Below are 17631 nucleotides of genomic sequence, written 5' to 3' on the forward strand. Positions count from 1 at the left end.
ATGGACGCACAGGCCCTGAAGCAGCAGCTCAAAGCGCAGATCATCGAACAGCTCAACCTGGAGGAGGTGAAGGTGGAGGACATCGGCGATGACCAGGTCCTGTTCGGCGAAGGCCTCGGCCTGGATTCCATCGATGCGTTGGAGCTGATCGTGCTGCTGGAGCGCCACTACGGCATCAAGATCACCGACCCCAAGCAGGGTCAGACGGTGTTCCGCTCGGTGAACACCATGGCGGAGTTCATCCAGAGCCACGGCCAGTGAACCGCCCACCGGTCGCCATCACGGGGATCGGCGCGATCTCTGCGCTGGGGACCGGGACCGCGGCCCAGTTAAGCGGGCTGCGCGCAGGCCGTTCGGGCATCGGCCGGCTCACCCACCTGCAGCTGCCCTTCCCCGAGCTCTGGTTCGGTGAAGTGAAGGCCACCAACAGCGACCTCGCCGCGCTGGCCGGGGTGGATCCCGACCGCTCACGCACCGTGCTGCTCGGCCTCATCGCCGCCCAGGAGGCGCTGCGCGATGCGGGCATCGGTACGGACGAGGTCGTCGACCTGCTCAGCGCGAGCACGGTGGGCGGCATGGACCGCAGCGAGGCCTTCGCGACGGGATGGATGGCCGGCGGCGTGGACGGCATCGACCGTGCCCTCGGCCATGCCGTCGGCGACCACGCGCTCCAGCTCGCCGGCCACCTTGGACTCCGCGGACTGGTGACCACCCTGAGCACCGCCTGCTCCAGCAGCGCCAACGCGCTGATGCTGGGCGCGTGGCTGATCCGTTCGGGCCGGGCCGAGGTGGTGCTCGCCGGCGGCACCGATGCCTTGTGCCGCTTCACCACCGAAGGGTTCCGGGCCCTCAGCGCCATGGACCCCACCCCGTGCCGGCCGTTCAGTGCCGACCGCGGCGGCATGAACCTGGGCGAGGGCGCGGCCTACCTGGTGCTGGAACGCGCCGACCGGGCCGAGGCACGCGGACGCACCCCGTTGGCCTACCTCGCCGGGGCCGCCAACACCAACGATGCGCACCACCAAACGGCCACCTCGCCCGATGGCGAAGGCCCCTTCCAGGCCATGCGCGCCGCCTTGGAGGATGCGGGCCGGGCGCCGGAGGCGGTGGACCTGATCAACGCCCACGGCACGGGCACCGACAACAACGACGGCACCGAACAGGTGGCCATGGAGCGCCTCTTCGCCACCATGCCGCCCTTCGTGAGCACCAAGAGCGCCACGGGGCACACGCTCGCCGCCGCCGGCGCCCTGGAGGCCGTGTTCAGCGTGCTGGCGATCCGCCACGGCGTGGTGCCGGCCAACCTGCGCTTCGCTGCGCCCATCGAGGGTTCGCGCAGTGCGCCCAACACCGCCCCGAACGAGGCCCGGGTATCGACCGTGCTGAGCACCTCCTTCGGCTTCGGCGGCAACGACAGTGCGCTGGTCCTCACCGCCACACCATGATCATCCGCGCCGCCGCCCACTACACGCTGCGCCCAGGCTCGGGCGAGGAGGCCGTGGTGCCCGGCATGGAGCTGCTGCCCAAGCCGATGGCGCGCCGCATGATCGCCCCGGTGCGCCGCGCGATGGCCTGTGCGCTGGCGGCGCTCGCGGAGGCCGGCATCGAGCGGCCGGATGCGATCTGCTACGGCACCGGTCTGGGCTGCCTGGCCGACACCCGGGAGTTCCTGCTGGAGATCGAGCGCAACGCCGGATCGCTGCTGGCGCCCACGAGCTTCATGCGCAGCACGCACAACACCGTGGCCGGGCTGATCGCGCTCGCGCTGAAGGCCCAGGGGCCGAACCTCACCTTCAGCCAGGGCTTCACCAGCTTCCACGCCGCGCTGCTCGCCGCCCTGATGCACCTGGAGCGCCGCCCCGGCGACCGCGTGCTCGTGGGCGCGAGCGATGAGCACCTGCCCCTGCTCGACCACCTCTTCGATGCGCTGCACGGCGCCGGGCATGCACCGAACGGCGCGCGGCCTGCGGAAGGCGCCGCCTTCTTCGTGCTCGGCGGTGCCGACGGTGCGGTCAAGGGCCGTGTGGTGGACGTGCGCATGGGCCCTGCCGAGCGGGTGGCGGTCCGCGACGACATCCCGGTGTGGACCGGCGCCCTGGTGCCCGCCGCGTCGAACGGCACCTCCTACGTGCATCGCACCGGGCTGCACCACAGCGCACCGGCGGTGGCCATGGCGTTGGCGCTCGCCGATGCCGGATCCGCCGTGCAACTGGTGGACCGCGAGGGGGAACAGCACGGGCTGATCCACGTGGCGCGATGAGCCTTCACCACAAGCTGCTGTTCGTCGTGCTGCCGCTGCACGCGCTGTTGCTGGCGCTGGCGTGGACAGGTGCCTGGCCGTGGTGGCCCTTCATCGCGGGGCTCGCCGCCCACCTGCTTCTGCTGGGCTGGGGGGCGATGGACCACGCGCTGGGCCTCTTCCTGCGCGCCCACCGCCACGGCAAGCCCGGCACGCTCGCGCTCACGTACGACGATGGTCCGCACCCGCAGCACACCCCCGCCCTGCTCGACCTGCTGAAGGCCGAGGGCGTGCAGGCCGCCTTCTTCTGCATCGGCCGGGAGGTGGAGCGGCATCCCGCGCTGGTGAAGCGCATGGTGGACGAAGGCCATCTGGTGGGCTGCCACAGCATGGACCATCCCGTGGGCTGGGGCTTCATCAGCACCGCCCTCAGCGTGGAACAGATCTTGCGCGGCGTGGCCGCCATCGAACAGGCCTGCGGCATGCGCACCCCGTGGTTCCGTCCACCCTTCGGGGTCACCTCGCCCAATGTGGCCGCCGCCGTGCGCCGCACCGGGGTGCGGGTGATCGGCTGGGACGTGCGCCCCTTCGACACCACCTTCCGCACCACGGAGAAACGCCTCGCCTGGATCTTCGGCGAGCGGCCCAAGGGCACCGTGGTGGTGCTGCACGACACCGTGGGCCCCGTGGTGGAGACCACCCGCGCCATCATCGAACGCTGCCGCACCGCCGGTGTGCCCCTCCTGCGGGTGGACCGGTCCCTCGGCTTCAACTGACCCCATGCGCGCCGCGATCACCACCCTGCTGCTGGCGCTGTGCACCCTGGTGCACGGCCAGTTCAGCGCCATCGGCCCGGACCATGAAGCCGTGAAGGGGTTGCTGGCCGCCACGCGGGCGATGCGCACCGTGCAGGCCACCTTCGTGCAGGAGAAGCACCTCCGGGCCCTGAAGGCGCCGGTGAGCGAACCCGGCCGCTTCGTGTACGAGCGGCCCGACCGCTTCCGCTGGAGCGTGGACGGGACCGCGCCGCTCACCATCCTCACCGCCGGCCCGCTGGTGCGCGTGAAGGAGAACGGGACGGAGAAGCGCCTCGGCCCCGCCGAGCAGCGCCTGTACGCTTCGATCAACGCCCTGGTGCTGGACCTGGTGAGCGGCCGCCTGCTGGACAGCCCGGAGATGAAGCCGCGCTACGAGCTGGGCGGCGATGTGCTCGTGGCCCACCTCACCCCGGTGGGCGCGATGGCGCGCCGCGTGCAGCGCATGGTCCTCCGCTTCGACCGCCGCACCTACCGCCTGCGTGAGATGGAGACCGTGGAGCTCGACGGCGACCGCACCGTGGTGCGCTACACCGATGTGCAGGTGGACAAGCCCGTGTCTTCCGGGGCCTTCACCGATCTTTGACGCCATGGACGCCGCTTGCCGCAGTCTCTTCCACGTGGAGTCCTTCGCGCCCCTCGCCGAAGACCGAGGCTGGCAGGCCCGCGCGGTGATGGACCCGCAGCACGCGATCCTCCAGGGCCATTTCCCCGGCCGCCCCGTGATGCCCGGCGTGGCCATGGTGCAGCTGGCGGGCGCCCTGCTGAGCCGCGGGCTCGGGCGTCCGGTGCACCTGCGCAGCAGCCGCGTCATCAAGTTCCTGTCGCCGCTGGAGCCCGCCACGGGCACGGTGCTCGACCTCACGCTTCGCATCACCGGTGAGGACGGCGACAGCGTGTCGTGCGACGTCAGCGGCAGCTGCGGCGACCGCGCGGTCTTCAGCATCAAGGGCGGCTTCGCCCCCCTGCCGGCATGAGCAGCACGCGCGCCTGCGTCCTGGTGCCCACCTACAACAACGCCGCCACCGTGGAGGGCGTGCTGCGCGCGATCCAGGCCGCCGGCGAGCGCGACATCGTGGTGGTGAACGACGGCAGCACCGACGGCACGGCGGCGATCCTGGCGCGCATCGACGGCATCACCGTGCTCACGAACGACCGCAACCGCGGCAAGGGCTTCTCGCTCCGGCGGGGCTTCGAGGCGGCGCTGGCGCAGGGCTTCACCTACGCCATCACCATCGACAGCGACGGGCAGCACGCCCCGGGCGAGATCGCCAAGCTGCGCGCGGCCATCGCCGCGAACCCCGGGGCGATGATCATGGGCGCGCGCGACATGAGCGGTGCGGACGTGCCCGGCAAGAGCAGCTTCGGCAACCGCTTCAGCAACTTCTGGTTCCGCATCGAGACGGGCTGGAGGCTGGACGACACGCAGACGGGCTTCCGCGCCTATCCGCTGGGGCCCACCTGTTCGTTCAGGGCCTGGACCGCGCGCTTCGAGTACGAGGTGGAGACCATCGTGCGACTGGCGTGGCGCGATGTGCCCTTCGTGCAGGTGCCGGTGAGCGTGCGCTACGACTTCCCCGAGCGCGTGTCGCACTTCAGGCCGGGCAAGGACTTCCTGCGCATCAGCCTGCTCAACTCGGTGCTGGTGACGCTGGCCTTCCTGTGGCACTGGCCGAAGCAGCTGCTCACGGGCGGCCGGCTGTGGCGGCGGCTGAAGGAGGAAGCGGTGCGGCCGGAGGAGAGCTCATTGCACAAGGCGCTCAGCATCGGCTTCGGGCTCTTCATGGGCATCGTGCCGATCTGGGGCTTTCAGTTGGCGGTGGGCATCCCGCTGGCCTTCCTGCTGAAGCTGAACCGTGTGCTCTTCGTGGCGGCGGCCAACATCAGCATCCCGCCCATGATCCCGCTGATCCTGTACGGCAGCTACCGCATGGGCGCGCCGTTCGTGGGCGACGACCGCGTGCGCATCGAACGCTTCGCCGACCTCACCCTGGAGGCCATCCATTGGAACATGATGCAGTACCTGCTGGGCGCCGTGCTGCTGGCCCTGGCGGCCGGGCTGGCGGGCACGCTGGTGAGCTGGGCGGTGCTGCGGGGGGCGCGGGGGCGGTGAACCGCGGATCAAGCAACCATCGCCATACGCATTCCCCCTCCCCCGCACAAGGGGGAGAACACGTGGGTGGACCTACGTGGAAATACATGGGTGGACCCACGTGAAAAGCCCCTTGTGCGAGGATGATCCTTGGCCCTGCTTTGGACACTCATCGCCCTTCGGCCATGGGACGAGCCGCAGGAAGTCCCACTTCAACCCCCGGATCATGTTCAAATCCCCCCCCCCCCCCCCGCGCGAACGCTCTGGACCTCAGCGCTGCTGACGTGTGCGATAACGGCCGCCCACGGGCAGAACCCGGTATGGATCGCCGGTGATCAAGCCGTGCTGCATGATGGCGGCGGAACCCTGGCCATCTCCGACCTGCCCACCAGCAGCGCACCATACCGCTACACCGGAGCGGTGGCCGCCTACAGCCAGGCCGCGCAGATCGGCCCCAATGGCGGGTTGCTCTTCTTCATCGTGGACGGCAACATCTACGATGGACAGGGCTACCTCATCGCGGACAACGTGCTGGCCAGCCCCTGCCACGAATGCCTGTACGCGGGCAACGGTGAGGTGCTCATTCTGCCGGTGCCCGAGGCGTGCGACCGCTACTTCATCGTCCATGCCGGCAAGCAGCCGCCGCTGAACTCCCCGCAGACCGATGTCAACTTCTCCCTGCTGGACATGTCCCTGCCGAACCGCTACCATGCGGGCCGCAACGGTCGCGTGGTGGGCCTGGACCAGGAGTTGCAGAGCTACGGGCTCGACACGGACTTCCCGGACCTGCCGCAGCAGATCGATGTGACGCAGCCCGGGCTGCTGAACCTCAGCAGCAACTCGCCCGTGGAGTATTACCACGCGGAGATCGACCTGGGTGGGGGCGTGAAGCCCGGCACGGTCAGCATGGACGCCATCCCCTACCAGGACGCCACCGGTGACCTGTTCCTGGCGCTGGCCACGCGGGACGAGCTGGTGCAATGCCGCGTGACGCCCTCCGGCATCGATGTGGTCGCCAGCCACCCCATCGCGGACAGCGACCCCTCCACGCCGCGCGACCACCGCACCTTCATCCAGTTCCAGCAGGTGTCCAGCACCAGCGAGCTGCTGCTGGCCATCACCTGCAAGCATGGCTTGAACGATACCGACCTGCCGGTGCCGCCCTACCTGCCGCTCGCGGTGATGCGGTTCCAAGGGGACGGCACTTACGTCCGCATGGATGGCTACAACCCCGGCACGCAGACCGCCGGCAGCACCAACCACCTGGTGATGGGCTGTGCGGTGGACCCCTCCGGCTCGTACCTGTACTTCACCATGCACGGCGAAGCGCCTGCCCTGGGCTACGTGGACCTGGCCACCGGGGTGGTGGTCGACCTCACCACGCTGAACCTGGGCATCACCGTGCCCATGGACTTCGTGTACAGCCGGATCGAACCGGGCGTGGCGCCCAATGGCACATCGCCTGCGTTGTACTACTGGACCAACGGCCGCTTGGGCTGCCTGGTGGACCCACAGACCCCCGCCGCGGCCACCTGGCTGGACCCCGCGCCCACCACGGACCCGATCGTGAACTGGCCCACGCTGCCCTTGCCCACGGGCACCAATGTGCCCTTCGCCCGCATCGGCAACGTGCAGGTGAACGGCTTCGATCCGGCGGCCACCTTCGGCGCACCGGGCTGTTGCGTGAGCACCGCGCTGCAGCAGGCCTTCCAGGGCCCCTACAGCACGGCGGCCAGCGGCGTCACCTGGACCCCCCAGAACAACCCGTTCGGCAGCGGCGCCGAGGTGGTGTTCGACCAGGACTACGTGATCGGCACCGGGGCGAACATCGTGGTGCACGACATGACCTGGCGGTTCACCCCCAACGCACGGCTCATCGTGCAGCGCGGGGCCCGGATCGAGTTCAACACCTGCGTGCTCACCGCCCTGGCGTGCGAAGGCCAGCGCTGGCCGGGCATCCGCGTGGAGGGCACCACCAACGATCCCCTGCAGAGCGGCAGCGCCCACGGCCGGCTCTACCTGAAGGACAACTCGGTGGTGGAGAACGCGGTGGTGGGGGTATGGTGCGCGCGGGAGATCGGCCTCAACAGCACCGATCCCAACTACTTCGGTGGGTGGGTCAGGGGCTGGCAGTCCACCTTCCGCAACTGCATCACCGGCGTTCGCGCCGAGCGCTATCATCGGGCCGGGGCCAACGGCGAATTGCCCAACCTCTGCCTGTTCGTGTCCTGCACCTTCGAGACCACCGCGGGCTGGCCGGACCTGAACGTGCCTCCTGCGGCCATGGCCCATCTCTACGATGTGAACGGGGTCACCTTCCAGAACTGCGACCTGCGCAACGATGCGTTCGCCGGTTTCGCGACGCCCGACCAGCGCGGCATCGGCATCGTGGCCTACAACGCCAGTTTCAATGCCACCGGTGCCATGAACTACGCCCAGAACGGATTCCGCAACCTCACCGCCGGGGTGCTGGCCTACGTACCTGTTCCACCTGCGCATTACACGGTGGACGGCATGGCCTTCGAGAACAACAAGTTCGGGGTGCTGGACCTGGCCAGCCGCCATGCGGTGGTCACCAACAACCACTTCAGCACCCTGGCCACCGATCCAATGAACGGTCCTTCGAGCATCGGCCTGTTCCTGGTGCAGAGCGAGTTGTACACCGTGGAGCGCAACACCTTCACCCGGCCCGGCAGCGCCCAATGCCCCGGCATCGGCATCTGGTTCAAAGGGCCGGCCTTGGAGGAGAATCAGATCTACGACAACACCTTCGCGGACCTCAACGCGGCCTGCGTGGTGGAGGGCCGCCACGTGGCGTATACCAGCAACCTCAACACCCTGCCGGGCCTGCAACTGCTCTGCGGCGACCACACGAACAACTTCATCGACCAGTTCCTCATCCAAAGCGCGTTCATCCGCGAGAACCAGGGGCTGGGCACCAATGCCACCACCCTGGCGAACAACCGCTTCGACCTGGCTGCCGATTGTGACCTGAACGCATGGCCAGCCCGACATCCCTTCGTGTTCGCCCTCACGGACTATGGCCTGCATGTGGACTACCACTACTACGCGTACTCGGGGAATCCTGAGCTGCGGCCGGAATGCGTCGAGGATGAGTTCGGTGTGGCGTACGACTACACGGGCGGCTGGTTCTACGATCTGCTGGCGCATTTCCATCCCAATCCGTTCGATAAGGATCAGCACTGCGGGGCCGGCGACCTGGATCAGATAATAGGCGACCTGGAGGAATACCGGCAGACCTACATGGCCAAGGTGGTGGAGCTGGGCAGCGCGGTGAACACGTACAACGGGGTGGTGGACGGCGGCGGTCGTCCCGACCTCCTGGACGCCATCGCCGATCCGGTGGCCTGGCCCAGTCACGCCCTGCGCAGCGTGCTGCTGGCGAACGGCCCCTTGAGCAACGAGGTCCTTACAGAGGCCATCCGGCGCGAGGTGGCCATGGACCCCTGGCACCTCACGCAAGTGCTGATCGATAACAGCCCCCTGAAGAAGGACGTGGAGATCGTGCTGGACGAGAGCGAGGCCCTGCCGCCCTTCCACCGGGCCCTGCTGGCGCAGTACGACCAGGGCACCAGCCCGCGCGACCTGCTGGAGATGGAGATCGTGCAGCGCAGCCAGGAGAAGAGCCGACTGCAGCACCGCCTGGTGCTGGCGGTTGCGGCGGACAGCACCCTGGCCGGCAAACCGGACAGCCTGATGAACATCTACCTGGCGGACAGCCTGCACTTGGGATCGCGTACCTTGTACACCATGCACCTGGCCGCAGGCAACTTCGGCGCCGCGCACGCCTTGGCGAGCGGGGCCTTGCAGCATGAGGGGCATGCCGGTCTGGTGGCCTTCGGCGAACTCCTGGAGACCATGGCGGGCGATCCCAACAGCCTGACCGCCCCGCCGATCGCCGCGCTGGAGGCCCTCGCCTTCGGGGAGGAGAACAGCGGCAGCGCACAGGCCTGGGCCACGCTGCTGCGCCTGGGCGCCACCGACAGCCTGCCCCAAGGCTGGTTGCCCGAGCCCTACCGCATGGCCTACTTCCCCGCCGATCGCAAGGGCTGGCGTATTGCCCCGCTGCTGGGGGCCTACCCCAACCCCGCACGGGACCGGGTGATGATCAGCTACCCCGAAGGCGCCGAGCAGGGCACCCTGGAGTTCTTCGATGCCCAGGGGCGGTTGGTGGCAGTGCAGCCCTTGAACGGACGGCGCGTCTTCCACGAGATGGACGTGTACAGCTGGGGTGAGGGCCTGTATCTGGCCCGGCTCCTTTACGAGGGCCGGCCCATGGCCGATGTGAAATTCAGCGTGGTGAGGTGATGCGCATCCTCGCAAGCATCGCGGTCATTGGGGCGGGCGCTCTGGGGGTGCCCGCCCAGACCGGCTTCATCGTCCACTTCGACTCCCTGCAGAACGGGAAGGGCGGTATGGGCCGAAGTGTGTTTGAAGTGCCCGATGGGTACATGCTCTTCACGATCCAAACCTCGCATGATGGTACTGGCAAGACGCACTTGTTTCTCCGCCAGCTGGACCAACAAGGGCAACTGCTCTCGGAGCGGGAGTACCACAGTGGCGACCCGCGCCACAACCTTTTAGGGTACATCGCACCGGTGTATCCGCTCGATACCGGTGGGTTCGGCTGTGCGGTCCTGGAGGGTTCGGACTATTGGGCCGAGTCTTGGCTGTACCGCTTCAACGGAAACGGCGATACCACGCTGCGCAAGTTGATCACCACCTATCCCCCGGCGGATTCGATCACGCACTTCATTCTGCAGTCCAGGCAAACAGCGGATGGAGGTTTCCTACTGGCAGGGTTCTTTGATCGCCCCGACCAGAGCACGCGGGCATTTCTGGTCCGTCTTGACGCTCAGGGCGATACCCTCTGGACCAACGTCTACGGGCCCGTCACCGGCCAAACGACCGCGGCCACCGGAGTGGCGGAGTATGTGGACGGAGGCGCCCTGCTCACCGGCTATCGGCAGATCCCGGGAGGTCCTGATCGAAGCTTCTTGATCCGGACCAATGCACAAGGCGATCAGCTTTGGTTGCGCTACTATGGCGAGCGCTCCTCCCCGAACGGTGCGGTCCGGGTGCTGCCCGATGGCCACATCGTCACCTGGAGCGAGTACCGGGAGCTGGCCTGGCCATACGAGTTTCAACAGATGATGCTCACCAAGTGGGATGCGAGCGGTGGCATCGTCTGGCAGAAACGATCCCACTATCAATACCAGTCCGCCACGTTTGACATGGAGCTCTTGCCCGATGGATCGTTCATCACCTCGGGCACTTGGGGGGGGTGGGCGGCGATGGCCAAGTTCGATGCCCAAGGTGACAGTCTATGGTCACGGGATTATGGCTGGTTCGGGGTGAACGCTACCCATTACCCGTACGACGTGACCCCCACGAGCGATGGAGGCTTCGTGATGACCGGGTACGCCCGGCAGAGCGGACAGGACCCGACTCCCGGCCTTTACACCATCTTCCTCATCAAGACCGACAGCCTGGGCTGCGTGGTGCCGGGCTGCCATCTGGTGGGGGTGCAGGAGTATGAGGTCAGCTTGCAGGAGCACCTCTCCATTTGGCCCAACCCCGCCACGGATCATGTGCGTCTGGAGCTGGAGCTGCCGCCTGGGTATAGGCCCACGGGCGCCGTGCAGGCCGTGTTGCTGGACGCCTCGGGCCGGGAGCTGCTGCGGGAGGCCGTACCGGGGAACGGCACCGTGCTCTCGCACCTTCTCCCCCTCACGCCCTTCGCCCCCGGCCTCTACCACCTGCACCTGGCGGATGAGAAGCGCTGGCTGGCGGGGGGGAATGTGGTGGTGGAGTAGTTGCCTGAGCCCTGCCGCATGGCCTACTTCCACGCCGATCGCAAGGGCTGGCGTATTGCCCCGCTGCTGAGCGCATACCCCAGCCCGGCCAGTGACCGGGTGATGGTGACGCTGCCGCCGGATATCCCTGAAGGTCATCTGGAGATCTACGACGCACAAGGCCGCTTGATGACCGCACACTTGCTGAAGCCGGGCCTGCCGTTCCTTGGGCTAGAGGTGCGCGAATGGGCACCTGGGCTTTACTTGGGAAGCCTGAGCGTGGATGGCATCCGTATGGCCGAGGTGAAGTTCAACATCGCACGATGAAACGCGCCGCGTTCTGCGTAATGGTCGTTCTGGCGGGGAGCTTGGTGCTCTCCGCCCAGAACACCTTCGTTGTGGACTTCGATAGTGTACAAATGGGACACAACGCGCCTGCGTACAGCGTAGTGGAATTAAATGATGGCGGCTTTCTGGTGGGAGGCATTCAGCGATGGCATAATGGTGATACCACCGGACGGACGCACGTTATTCTAAGGCGGACGGATGCCTGGGGCCGCGTGATCGGCGAACGTGCGCTGCATTATAATGTGAACAGGACCTACAACAACGGCCTCTTCGGGGCCATGGTGCGGAGCGACACGGTGTTGGTGAGCGGGATCACCACCTACGGGCCCGCCCCGTACGAATGCACCCTGTACCTCTATTGGTTCAACGAGGATGGCGATACCGTGGCCACCAAACGGTTGCTGTCCTACAGCACAGCCGACTCCAGCTTCATCCAGCATTGGCAGACGGTCCGCACCATGGACGGGGGCTACGCGCTGTGTGGTGTTTTTGGCCCACCCAATGAGAATGGACAAGCCATCATTGTCCGCACGGACGTTCAGGGTGATACCCTTTGGGCTAGGACATATGGCTATCCGAACCAGGAAGAGAACGCCTATAGTATTTGTGAATTGGCGGATGGCGGTTTTGCGATCACGGCGATCGAGTTGGGAACAGGACCACAGAACAAGCATACGCTCATCCGGGTGAACAGCAGCGGAGGTCAGATCTGGCGCCGGCAGTTCGGTCTTTATGGTTGGGATGTTCCTTCCGTGCGCATGGCTGCCGATGGCCAGATCATCACCTACACGGACTACAAGGAGGCTCTGGGGTCCGGAGGCTGGCAGCAGATCGAACTGCGTAAATGGGACCTGAACGGTGATCTGATCTGGAGCAAGAAAAGCCATTGGAGCTTCAACTCCAGCAGCGAACCAGGCGACTTCGAGGTCCTTCCGGATGGCAGCATCATCTGCAGCATCTGGCACAAGGGGGCCTGCCAGCTCGCGAAGTTCACCGCCGATGGCGACAGCATCTGGTCGCGTGGTTACGTGGTGTACACCTGGGTGGGCGGGTCGGAGAACATGCCGTACGATATTGACCCCACCAGCGATGGTGGCTTCGTGGTCTGTGGCGAGACCGAGCAAGGACCCAATGACCCCACCCCCGGCCTGCAGACCATGTTCCTGATCAAGACCGACAGCCTGGGCTGCGTGGTGCCGGGCTGCCATCTGGTGGGGGTCGAGGAGTATGAGGTGAGCTTGCAGGAGCGGCTGCGGCTGTGGCCCAACCCCGCCACGGAGCTTGTTCGGCTGGAGCTGGAGCTGCCGCCTGGGTACAGGCCCCAGGGCACCGTGCAGGCCGTGCTGCTGGACGCCTCGGGCCGGGAGGTGCTGCGGGAGGCCGTACCGCGGAACGGCACAGCGCTCTCGCACCTTCTCCCCCTATCACCCTTGGCCCCCGGCCTCTACCACCTGCACCTGGCGGATGAGAAGCGCTGGCTGGCCGGCGGTAACCTGCTGGTGGAATGAAGTGGCCCGAACCCTACCGCATGGCCTGCTTCCCCGCCGATCGCAAGGGCTGGCGTATTGCCCCGCTGCTGGGAGCCTACCCCAACCCCGCACGGGACCGGGTGATGATCAGCTACCCCGAAGGCGCCGAGCAGGGCACCCTGGAGTTCTTCGATGCCCAGGGGCGGTTGGTGGCGGTGCTCCCCTTGAACGGACGGCGCGCCTTCCACGACGTGGACATGCACAGCTGGGGTGAGGGCTTGTATCTGGCCCGGCTCCGTTACGAGGGCCGGCCCATGGCCGAGGTGAAATTCAACGTGGTGAAGTGATGCGCATCCTCGCAAGCATCGCGGTCATTGGGGCGGGCACTCTGGGGGTGCCCGCCCAGACCGGCTTCATCGTCCACTTCGACTCCCTGCAGAACGGCAAGGGCGGGAGTGGTCGAAGCATCGTGGAGGTGGATGGCGGGTACCTGTTGTTCTCCCATCAGGTTTCTCCGGATGGTTCGGGGAAAACCCACCTTTTCGTGCGCAAGTTGAATGCACAAGGGCTGCTTGTGGCCGAGCAGGAGCACACCAACGGGGACCCTAGGCACTACGCCTTCGGGTACATCGCACCGGTATGCCCGCTCGATACCGGAGGGTTTGCCAGTGCGGTCCTGGAGGGTTCGGACTATTGGGCCGAGACCTGGCTCTACCGCTTCAACGAGAGCGGTGATACCACCGACCGTAAGCTCATCAGCACCTATCCCCCGGCGGATTCGATCACGCACTTCATCCGGCAGACCAGGCAGACGGCGGATGGAGGGTTCTTTCTGGCAGGGTTCTTTGATCGCCCGGACCAGAGCACCCGCGCATTTCTGGTCCGTCTTGACGCTCAGGGCGATACCCTCTGGACCAACGTCTTCGGGCCCGTCACCGGCCAAACGACCGCGGCCACCGGAGTGGCGGAGTATGTGGACGGAGGCGCCCTGCTCACCGGCTATCGGCAGATCCCGGGAGGTCCTGATCGAAGCTTCTTGATCCGGACCAATGCACAAGGCGATCAGCTCTGGTTGCGCTACTACGGAGAGCGGTCCTCTCCGAACGGTGCGGTGCGGGTGCTGCCCGATGGCCACATCGTCACCTGGAGCGAGTACCGGGAGCTGGCCTGGCCCTCGTACTGGCAGCAGATGATGCTCACCAAGTGGGATGCGAACGGGGGCATCGTGTGGCAGAAACGCTCGCACTACAACTACTACTCCTCCACCACGGACTTCGAGGTGTTGCCCGACGGGACCTTCATCGGCACGGGGAGCATGGTGGGGGAGGGTACCATCACGAAATTCTCCCCGACGGGCGACAGTCTGTGGTCGCGCAACTATGATGTGTTCCATTCCGACCACCAGCTCTACGATGTGGAGCCCACCAGTGACGGTGGCTTCGTGCTCTGTGGCCGCGGTGATCAGAACAACCTCGATCCCACTCCGGGGCTGGAGACCATCTACGTGATCAAGACCGACAGCCTGGGCTGCGTGGTGCCGGGCTGCCATCTGGTGGGGGGTGCAGGAGTATGAGGTCAGCTTGCAGGAGCGGCTGCGGCTGTGGCCCAACCCCGCCACGGATCATGTGCGCTTGGAGCTTGAGCTACCGGTGGGGTTCACGCCCACGGGTGCGGTGCAGGCCGTGCTGCTGGACGCCTCGGGCCGGGAGGTGCTGCGGGAGACCGTACGCCTCAATGGCACCGTCCTATCGCACCTCCTCCCCCTTTCACCCTTGGCCCCCGGCGTCTACCACCTGCACTTGGCGGATGAAAAGCGCTGGTTGGCGGGGGGCACCGTGGTGGTTTCCCCACCATAGCCTCGCCGAAGAACCGGATCTTCGTTGGGAGACGGTGGCACGGGCGGAGCCCGCCTCCGCAACGTCCTGCACGAGGCGAGGAACGTTGCTTCGGCGAGGGATCAACGTAGGTGCCGGTTCATGAAGGCACGTCCGGAACCCGTCTTCAGGTATTTCTTCGAACGCGAAGGCTTTCTGCCGATCGGTAAAACCGAACGTCGCGACACACTGGACCGGGAGCTTGTCCCGGGTGAAGCGGACCAAGCCCGCTCGGTGCTGGCGCAGCCTTTCGGAAAGATCCTTGGTACAGCCCACATAGGTATGACCATCCGCACACGTCAGCAGGTAGACCCAATGCGAGAACTCCATGGTCTGATGGTGGACCGTGTCCACCGTAGCCTCGCCGAAGAACCGGGTCTTCGATCGGGCGACAGAGGCACGGGCGGAGCCCGCCGCCGCCACGTCCTGCGCGAGGCACGGAACATGGCTTCGGCGAGGCGAAGGTGGAGCCGGAGGGATTCGAACCCTCGTCCAAACGACCGTGACATGAGCTTTCTCCAGGTTCAGCCACTTCATTGGTTTTCGACCATCACCTGGGGAAGGGCACCCCAGTGGTGGCTTAGGTCCTGTGTCTCACCCGCGCACCGGACCACAGCGCGGGCCAGCCCTTCAGGATGATACCCCTGTACCGGGAAAGCGAAGGACGGACCTCCCCGAGGGGCACTCGTCCACGCTACTGTTGTTCACGTGGATAAAGCCGTTGGCCTGAGGCCATTAGGCTGCGAGCGCGTAGTTGACGTCGCCAGTTATGGCGTTGAGGCACTGGGATAACGAGCCGCACCTCACGCTCGACCTGCTTACGCACATCACCCAGCCGCTGTCAAAACCAGGTCGGCCCCATGGATGGTTCAAGGAACGAAGCGCAAAGCTACGGCACCAGCGTGGCGAAACGCGTGCCGACCGGGGCTTGCGGACGATCCGGCACGGATCGCCACCCGGCCTGACGAAGCGTCTACATTTGCCGCCGTTCCAAGCAGGCATGAAGGGAAGCAACCATAGGATCGGCATCATCCGGGAGTGGAAGGTGCCCGTGGACCGGAGGGTGGCGATGACGCCGAAGGCCGCGCGCCGCGCGCTGGCGATGCATCCCGATCTGGACCTGGTGGTGGAGCCCAGCCCGGTGCGCGCCTTCAGCGACGCCGAGTACGAGGCTGCCGGCGTGCGCCTGGCCGCCGACCTCAGCGACCGCGACCTGCTCATCGGCGTGAAGGAGGTGCCCGTGGAGCATCTCCTGGAAGGCAAGCGCTACCTCATCTTCAGCCACACCATCAAGAAGCAGCCGCACAACCGCAAGCTGATGCAGGCCGTGGTGCGCAAGGGCATCACGCTGATCGACCACGAGCTGCTCACCGACAGCTCAGGCGAACGGGTGCTCGCCTTCGGCCATTGGGCCGGTGTGGTGGGCGCCTACAACGCAATGCGCGGCTGGAACCTGCTGCGCGGCGGTCCGGAGCTGAAGGCCGCCCACCACTGCCACGACCTGGCCGAGCTCAAGCACGAGGTGCTGAAGCTGGTGGACCGCGACGCGCTGCACATCGTGATGACCGGCGCCGGGCGCGTGGGCCAGGGCGCCTTAGAGATGCTGGAGGCCGCCGACCTGCGGCGCACGGCACCCGCCGATCTGATGGCCGGGAGCCACCCAGGCCCCACAGTGACCGTGCTCGGCACCGGCGACCTGTACCACCGCGTGGACGGTGCACCCTTCGACCGTTCCGCCTTCCACCGCGACCCGGGCGGCCACCGCGCCGGGCTGCTGCCCTACCTGCGCCACGCCTCGGTGTACCTCGCGTGCCACTTCTGGGACCCGCGCGGTCCGAAGATCCTCACGCACGACGACCTGCGGACGCCCGGCCTCGCCCTGCGGCTGATCGCCGACGTGAGCTGCGATGTGGACGGCCCGATCGACAGCACCCTGCGGGCCAGCACCGTCGACGAACCGTTCTACGGGTATTCGCCGGTCACCAGCGGCGAGGTGGCCTTCGGCGCCGCGGGCAGCATCGGCGTGATGGCGGTGGACAACCTTCCCTGTGCGCTGCCGCGGGATGCCTCCGAGGCCTTCGCGCAGGACCTGATGGACCGCGTGCTTCCGGCGCTGCTGGGCGAGGGGGACGACGCGATGATCGACCGGGCCACGATCGTGGAGGAAGGCCGATTGACCGCGCGTTTCAACCACCTGGAGGATTACGCGGCCGAGGCCACCAACGCGCACTGACCGTCAGTCCCCGCGCGCTACGGCGAGCTCGAGGCAGAACACGGCGTACCCGCCTCCGTTCGCGGACACGTGCACCCGCATGGGCCGGCGGCTGCGGCGGGCCATGGTGAGCAGGCCGAGCCCGGCCCCTCCCTTGGCGGTGCGCGATTCATTGGCGAGCAGCATCAGGTAGTGCTCCTTCAGCGCCACCTCGTCCATGGCGTTGAGCATCTCGATGCGGTGCTGAAGAAGCGCCGCGGTGGCGAGTTCCACACGGTTCACGAGCACGATGCGGTACGCCTCCTCGGTGCGGCCGACGAGCACGCTGCCTTCGGCGGCCTGGGCCTGCCCGGCATGGTGAAGGATGTTCTCCACGCCCTCCACCAGCACGCTGACCAAGCGCTTGCGCACGGCGACGGGATCGCTGACGCTCAGTGAGCCGGCCTCCACCCGGGCCAGCGCGGATTCGAGGTCCACGCGGGTGAGGATGCCGGAGTGTTCCCACAGCACCGCATCAGCACCGTGGGCCAGCACCTGGCCGCGTACCTGATCAACGCACGTCTGCTGCAACGGCATGGGGCGCCGGTGGATCGGCGAACTCCCCCTGCTTACGGGTGAACGGAGGGAAAGGTTCGACCAGGACCGGCACCGGTTCGACCGCGGGGTGGCCGCGATCGGGAACCCCCTCGGAATGAGCGGCATGAGCGCCGGTCGATCGGAACGAACGGCTACCTTTCACCGCCCCTACGAGCCCGCCGAATGCGAC

At 66.8% G+C, this 17631-nt stretch carries 17 protein-coding genes and 1 other RNA gene; 15 read left to right on the top strand and 3 right to left on the bottom strand.

Annotated features, from left to right (window positions below; genetic code table 11):
* The 14 genes from IPJ87_10060 to IPJ87_10125 all read left to right on the top strand — a co-directional run bounded on the left by IPJ87_10060 (nucleotide 1) and on the right by IPJ87_10125 (nucleotide 14635).
* Nucleotides 1–261 (top strand): acyl carrier protein, encoded by a 261-nt coding sequence (locus tag IPJ87_10060; GenBank protein MBK7942198.1) that lies wholly within the window; start codon nucleotides 1–3, stop codon nucleotides 259–261.
* Nucleotides 258–1445, top strand: coding sequence for a beta-ketoacyl-[acyl-carrier-protein] synthase family protein (locus IPJ87_10065; GenBank protein MBK7942199.1), 1188 nt, complete (start codon nucleotides 258–260; stop codon nucleotides 1443–1445). The genes IPJ87_10060 and IPJ87_10065 overlap by 4 nt, the downstream gene beginning before the upstream one ends.
* On the top strand, nucleotides 1442–2260 hold the full coding sequence (locus IPJ87_10070; GenBank protein MBK7942200.1) for a beta-ketoacyl synthase chain length factor: 819 nt from the start codon (nucleotides 1442–1444) through the stop codon (nucleotides 2258–2260). The genes IPJ87_10065 and IPJ87_10070 overlap by 4 nt, the downstream gene beginning before the upstream one ends.
* Nucleotides 2257–3015: a polysaccharide deacetylase family protein gene (locus tag IPJ87_10075; protein MBK7942201.1), complete on the top strand. Its 759-nt coding sequence runs from the start codon at nucleotides 2257–2259 to the stop codon at nucleotides 3013–3015. Before IPJ87_10070 ends, IPJ87_10075 begins: the two co-directional genes overlap by 4 nt.
* Before the next feature lie 4 nt (nucleotides 3016–3019).
* On the top strand, nucleotides 3020–3640 hold the full coding sequence (locus tag IPJ87_10080; GenBank protein MBK7942202.1) for an outer membrane lipoprotein carrier protein LolA: 621 nt from the start codon (nucleotides 3020–3022) through the stop codon (nucleotides 3638–3640).
* 4 nt (nucleotides 3641–3644) lie between these two features.
* A complete protein-coding gene (locus IPJ87_10085; protein MBK7942203.1) occupies nucleotides 3645–4031 on the top strand; it encodes a hypothetical protein in 387 nt (128 codons plus the stop codon).
* Entirely contained in the window at nucleotides 4028–5167 is a 1140-nt protein-coding gene (locus tag IPJ87_10090) for a DUF2062 domain-containing protein (protein ID MBK7942204.1), read from the top strand. Before IPJ87_10085 ends, IPJ87_10090 begins: the two co-directional genes overlap by 4 nt.
* Before the next feature lie 321 nt (nucleotides 5168–5488).
* Entirely contained in the window at nucleotides 5489–9475 is a 3987-nt protein-coding gene (locus IPJ87_10095; GenBank protein MBK7942205.1) for a right-handed parallel beta-helix repeat-containing protein, read from the top strand.
* Nucleotides 9475–10983, top strand: a complete 1509-nt coding sequence (locus IPJ87_10100; GenBank protein MBK7942206.1) for a hypothetical protein — start codon at nucleotides 9475–9477, stop codon at nucleotides 10981–10983. Before IPJ87_10095 ends, IPJ87_10100 begins: the two co-directional genes overlap by 1 nt.
* An 18-nt stretch (nucleotides 10984–11001) precedes the next feature.
* Nucleotides 11002–11289, top strand: a complete 288-nt coding sequence (locus tag IPJ87_10105; protein MBK7942207.1) for a T9SS type A sorting domain-containing protein — start codon at nucleotides 11002–11004, stop codon at nucleotides 11287–11289.
* Complete coding sequence (locus IPJ87_10110; protein MBK7942208.1) at nucleotides 11286–12818, top strand: hypothetical protein; 1533 nt, start codon at nucleotides 11286–11288, stop codon at nucleotides 12816–12818. Before IPJ87_10105 ends, IPJ87_10110 begins: the two co-directional genes overlap by 4 nt.
* Nucleotides 12815–13126: a T9SS type A sorting domain-containing protein gene (locus IPJ87_10115; GenBank protein ID MBK7942209.1), complete on the top strand. Its 312-nt coding sequence runs from the start codon at nucleotides 12815–12817 to the stop codon at nucleotides 13124–13126. Before IPJ87_10110 ends, IPJ87_10115 begins: the two co-directional genes overlap by 4 nt.
* A complete protein-coding gene (locus tag IPJ87_10120; protein MBK7942210.1) occupies nucleotides 13126–14352 on the top strand; it encodes a hypothetical protein in 1227 nt (408 codons plus the stop codon). The genes IPJ87_10115 and IPJ87_10120 overlap by 1 nt, the downstream gene beginning before the upstream one ends.
* The gene (locus tag IPJ87_10125; protein MBK7942211.1) at nucleotides 14339–14635 is read left to right on the top strand and encodes a hypothetical protein; all 297 of its coding nucleotides are present in this window, start codon (nucleotides 14339–14341) and stop codon (nucleotides 14633–14635) included. Before IPJ87_10120 ends, IPJ87_10125 begins: the two co-directional genes overlap by 14 nt.
* Here IPJ87_10125 and IPJ87_10130 read toward each other — a convergent pair.
* Both IPJ87_10130 and ssrA read right to left on the bottom strand, forming a co-directional pair.
* Complete coding sequence (locus IPJ87_10130; protein ID MBK7942212.1) at nucleotides 14546–14983, bottom strand: GIY-YIG nuclease family protein; 438 nt, start codon at nucleotides 14981–14983, stop codon at nucleotides 14546–14548. The genes IPJ87_10125 and IPJ87_10130 overlap by 90 nt on opposite strands.
* A gap of 132 nt (nucleotides 14984–15115) precedes the next feature.
* Nucleotides 15116–15513, bottom strand: a transfer-messenger RNA (tmRNA) gene (gene ssrA, locus IPJ87_10135).
* Nucleotides 15514–15653: 140 nt separating this feature from the next.
* Here ssrA and IPJ87_10140 point away from each other — a divergent pair.
* Entirely contained in the window at nucleotides 15654–16886 is a 1233-nt protein-coding gene (locus tag IPJ87_10140) for an alanine dehydrogenase (GenBank protein MBK7942213.1), read from the top strand.
* 3 nt (nucleotides 16887–16889) lie between these two features.
* On the opposite strand, the gene IPJ87_10145 is transcribed toward IPJ87_10140, so the two are convergent.
* Nucleotides 16890–17441, bottom strand: coding sequence for a hypothetical protein (locus IPJ87_10145; GenBank protein MBK7942214.1), 552 nt, complete (start codon nucleotides 17439–17441; stop codon nucleotides 16890–16892).
* Nucleotides 17442–17631: the final 190 nt, after the last annotated feature.

This window comes from Flavobacteriales bacterium (assembly GCA_016713875.1).
Lineage (GTDB): Bacteria > Bacteroidota > Bacteroidia > Flavobacteriales_F > PHOS-HE28 > PHOS-HE28.

What these genes read in the sequence shown, in the direction of transcription:
- IPJ87_10060 (MBK7942198.1), top strand. Translation starts at nt 1, where the DNA reads ATGGACGCACAGGCCCTGAAGCAGCAGCTCAAAGCGCAGATCATCGAA.
- IPJ87_10070 (MBK7942200.1), top strand. Translation starts at nt 1,442, where the DNA reads ATGATCATCCGCGCCGCCGCCCACTACACGCTGCGCCCAGGCTCGGGC.
- IPJ87_10075 (MBK7942201.1), top strand. Translation starts at nt 2,257, where the DNA reads ATGAGCCTTCACCACAAGCTGCTGTTCGTCGTGCTGCCGCTGCACGCG.
- IPJ87_10080 (MBK7942202.1), top strand. Translation starts at nt 3,020, where the DNA reads ATGCGCGCCGCGATCACCACCCTGCTGCTGGCGCTGTGCACCCTGGTG.
- IPJ87_10085 (MBK7942203.1), top strand. Translation starts at nt 3,645, where the DNA reads ATGGACGCCGCTTGCCGCAGTCTCTTCCACGTGGAGTCCTTCGCGCCC.
- IPJ87_10090 (MBK7942204.1), top strand. Translation starts at nt 4,028, where the DNA reads ATGAGCAGCACGCGCGCCTGCGTCCTGGTGCCCACCTACAACAACGCC.
- IPJ87_10100 (MBK7942206.1), top strand. Translation starts at nt 9,475, where the DNA reads ATGCGCATCCTCGCAAGCATCGCGGTCATTGGGGCGGGCGCTCTGGGG.
- IPJ87_10105 (MBK7942207.1), top strand. Translation starts at nt 11,002, where the DNA reads ATGGCCTACTTCCACGCCGATCGCAAGGGCTGGCGTATTGCCCCGCTG.
- IPJ87_10110 (MBK7942208.1), top strand. Translation starts at nt 11,286, where the DNA reads ATGAAACGCGCCGCGTTCTGCGTAATGGTCGTTCTGGCGGGGAGCTTG.
- IPJ87_10115 (MBK7942209.1), top strand. Translation starts at nt 12,815, where the DNA reads ATGAAGTGGCCCGAACCCTACCGCATGGCCTGCTTCCCCGCCGATCGC.
- IPJ87_10120 (MBK7942210.1), top strand. Translation starts at nt 13,126, where the DNA reads ATGCGCATCCTCGCAAGCATCGCGGTCATTGGGGCGGGCACTCTGGGG.
- IPJ87_10130 (MBK7942212.1), bottom strand. Translation starts at nt 14,983, where the DNA reads ATGGAGTTCTCGCATTGGGTCTACCTGCTGACGTGTGCGGATGGTCAT.
- IPJ87_10140 (MBK7942213.1), top strand. Translation starts at nt 15,654, where the DNA reads ATGAAGGGAAGCAACCATAGGATCGGCATCATCCGGGAGTGGAAGGTG.
- IPJ87_10145 (MBK7942214.1), bottom strand. Translation starts at nt 17,441, where the DNA reads ATGCCGTTGCAGCAGACGTGCGTTGATCAGGTACGCGGCCAGGTGCTG.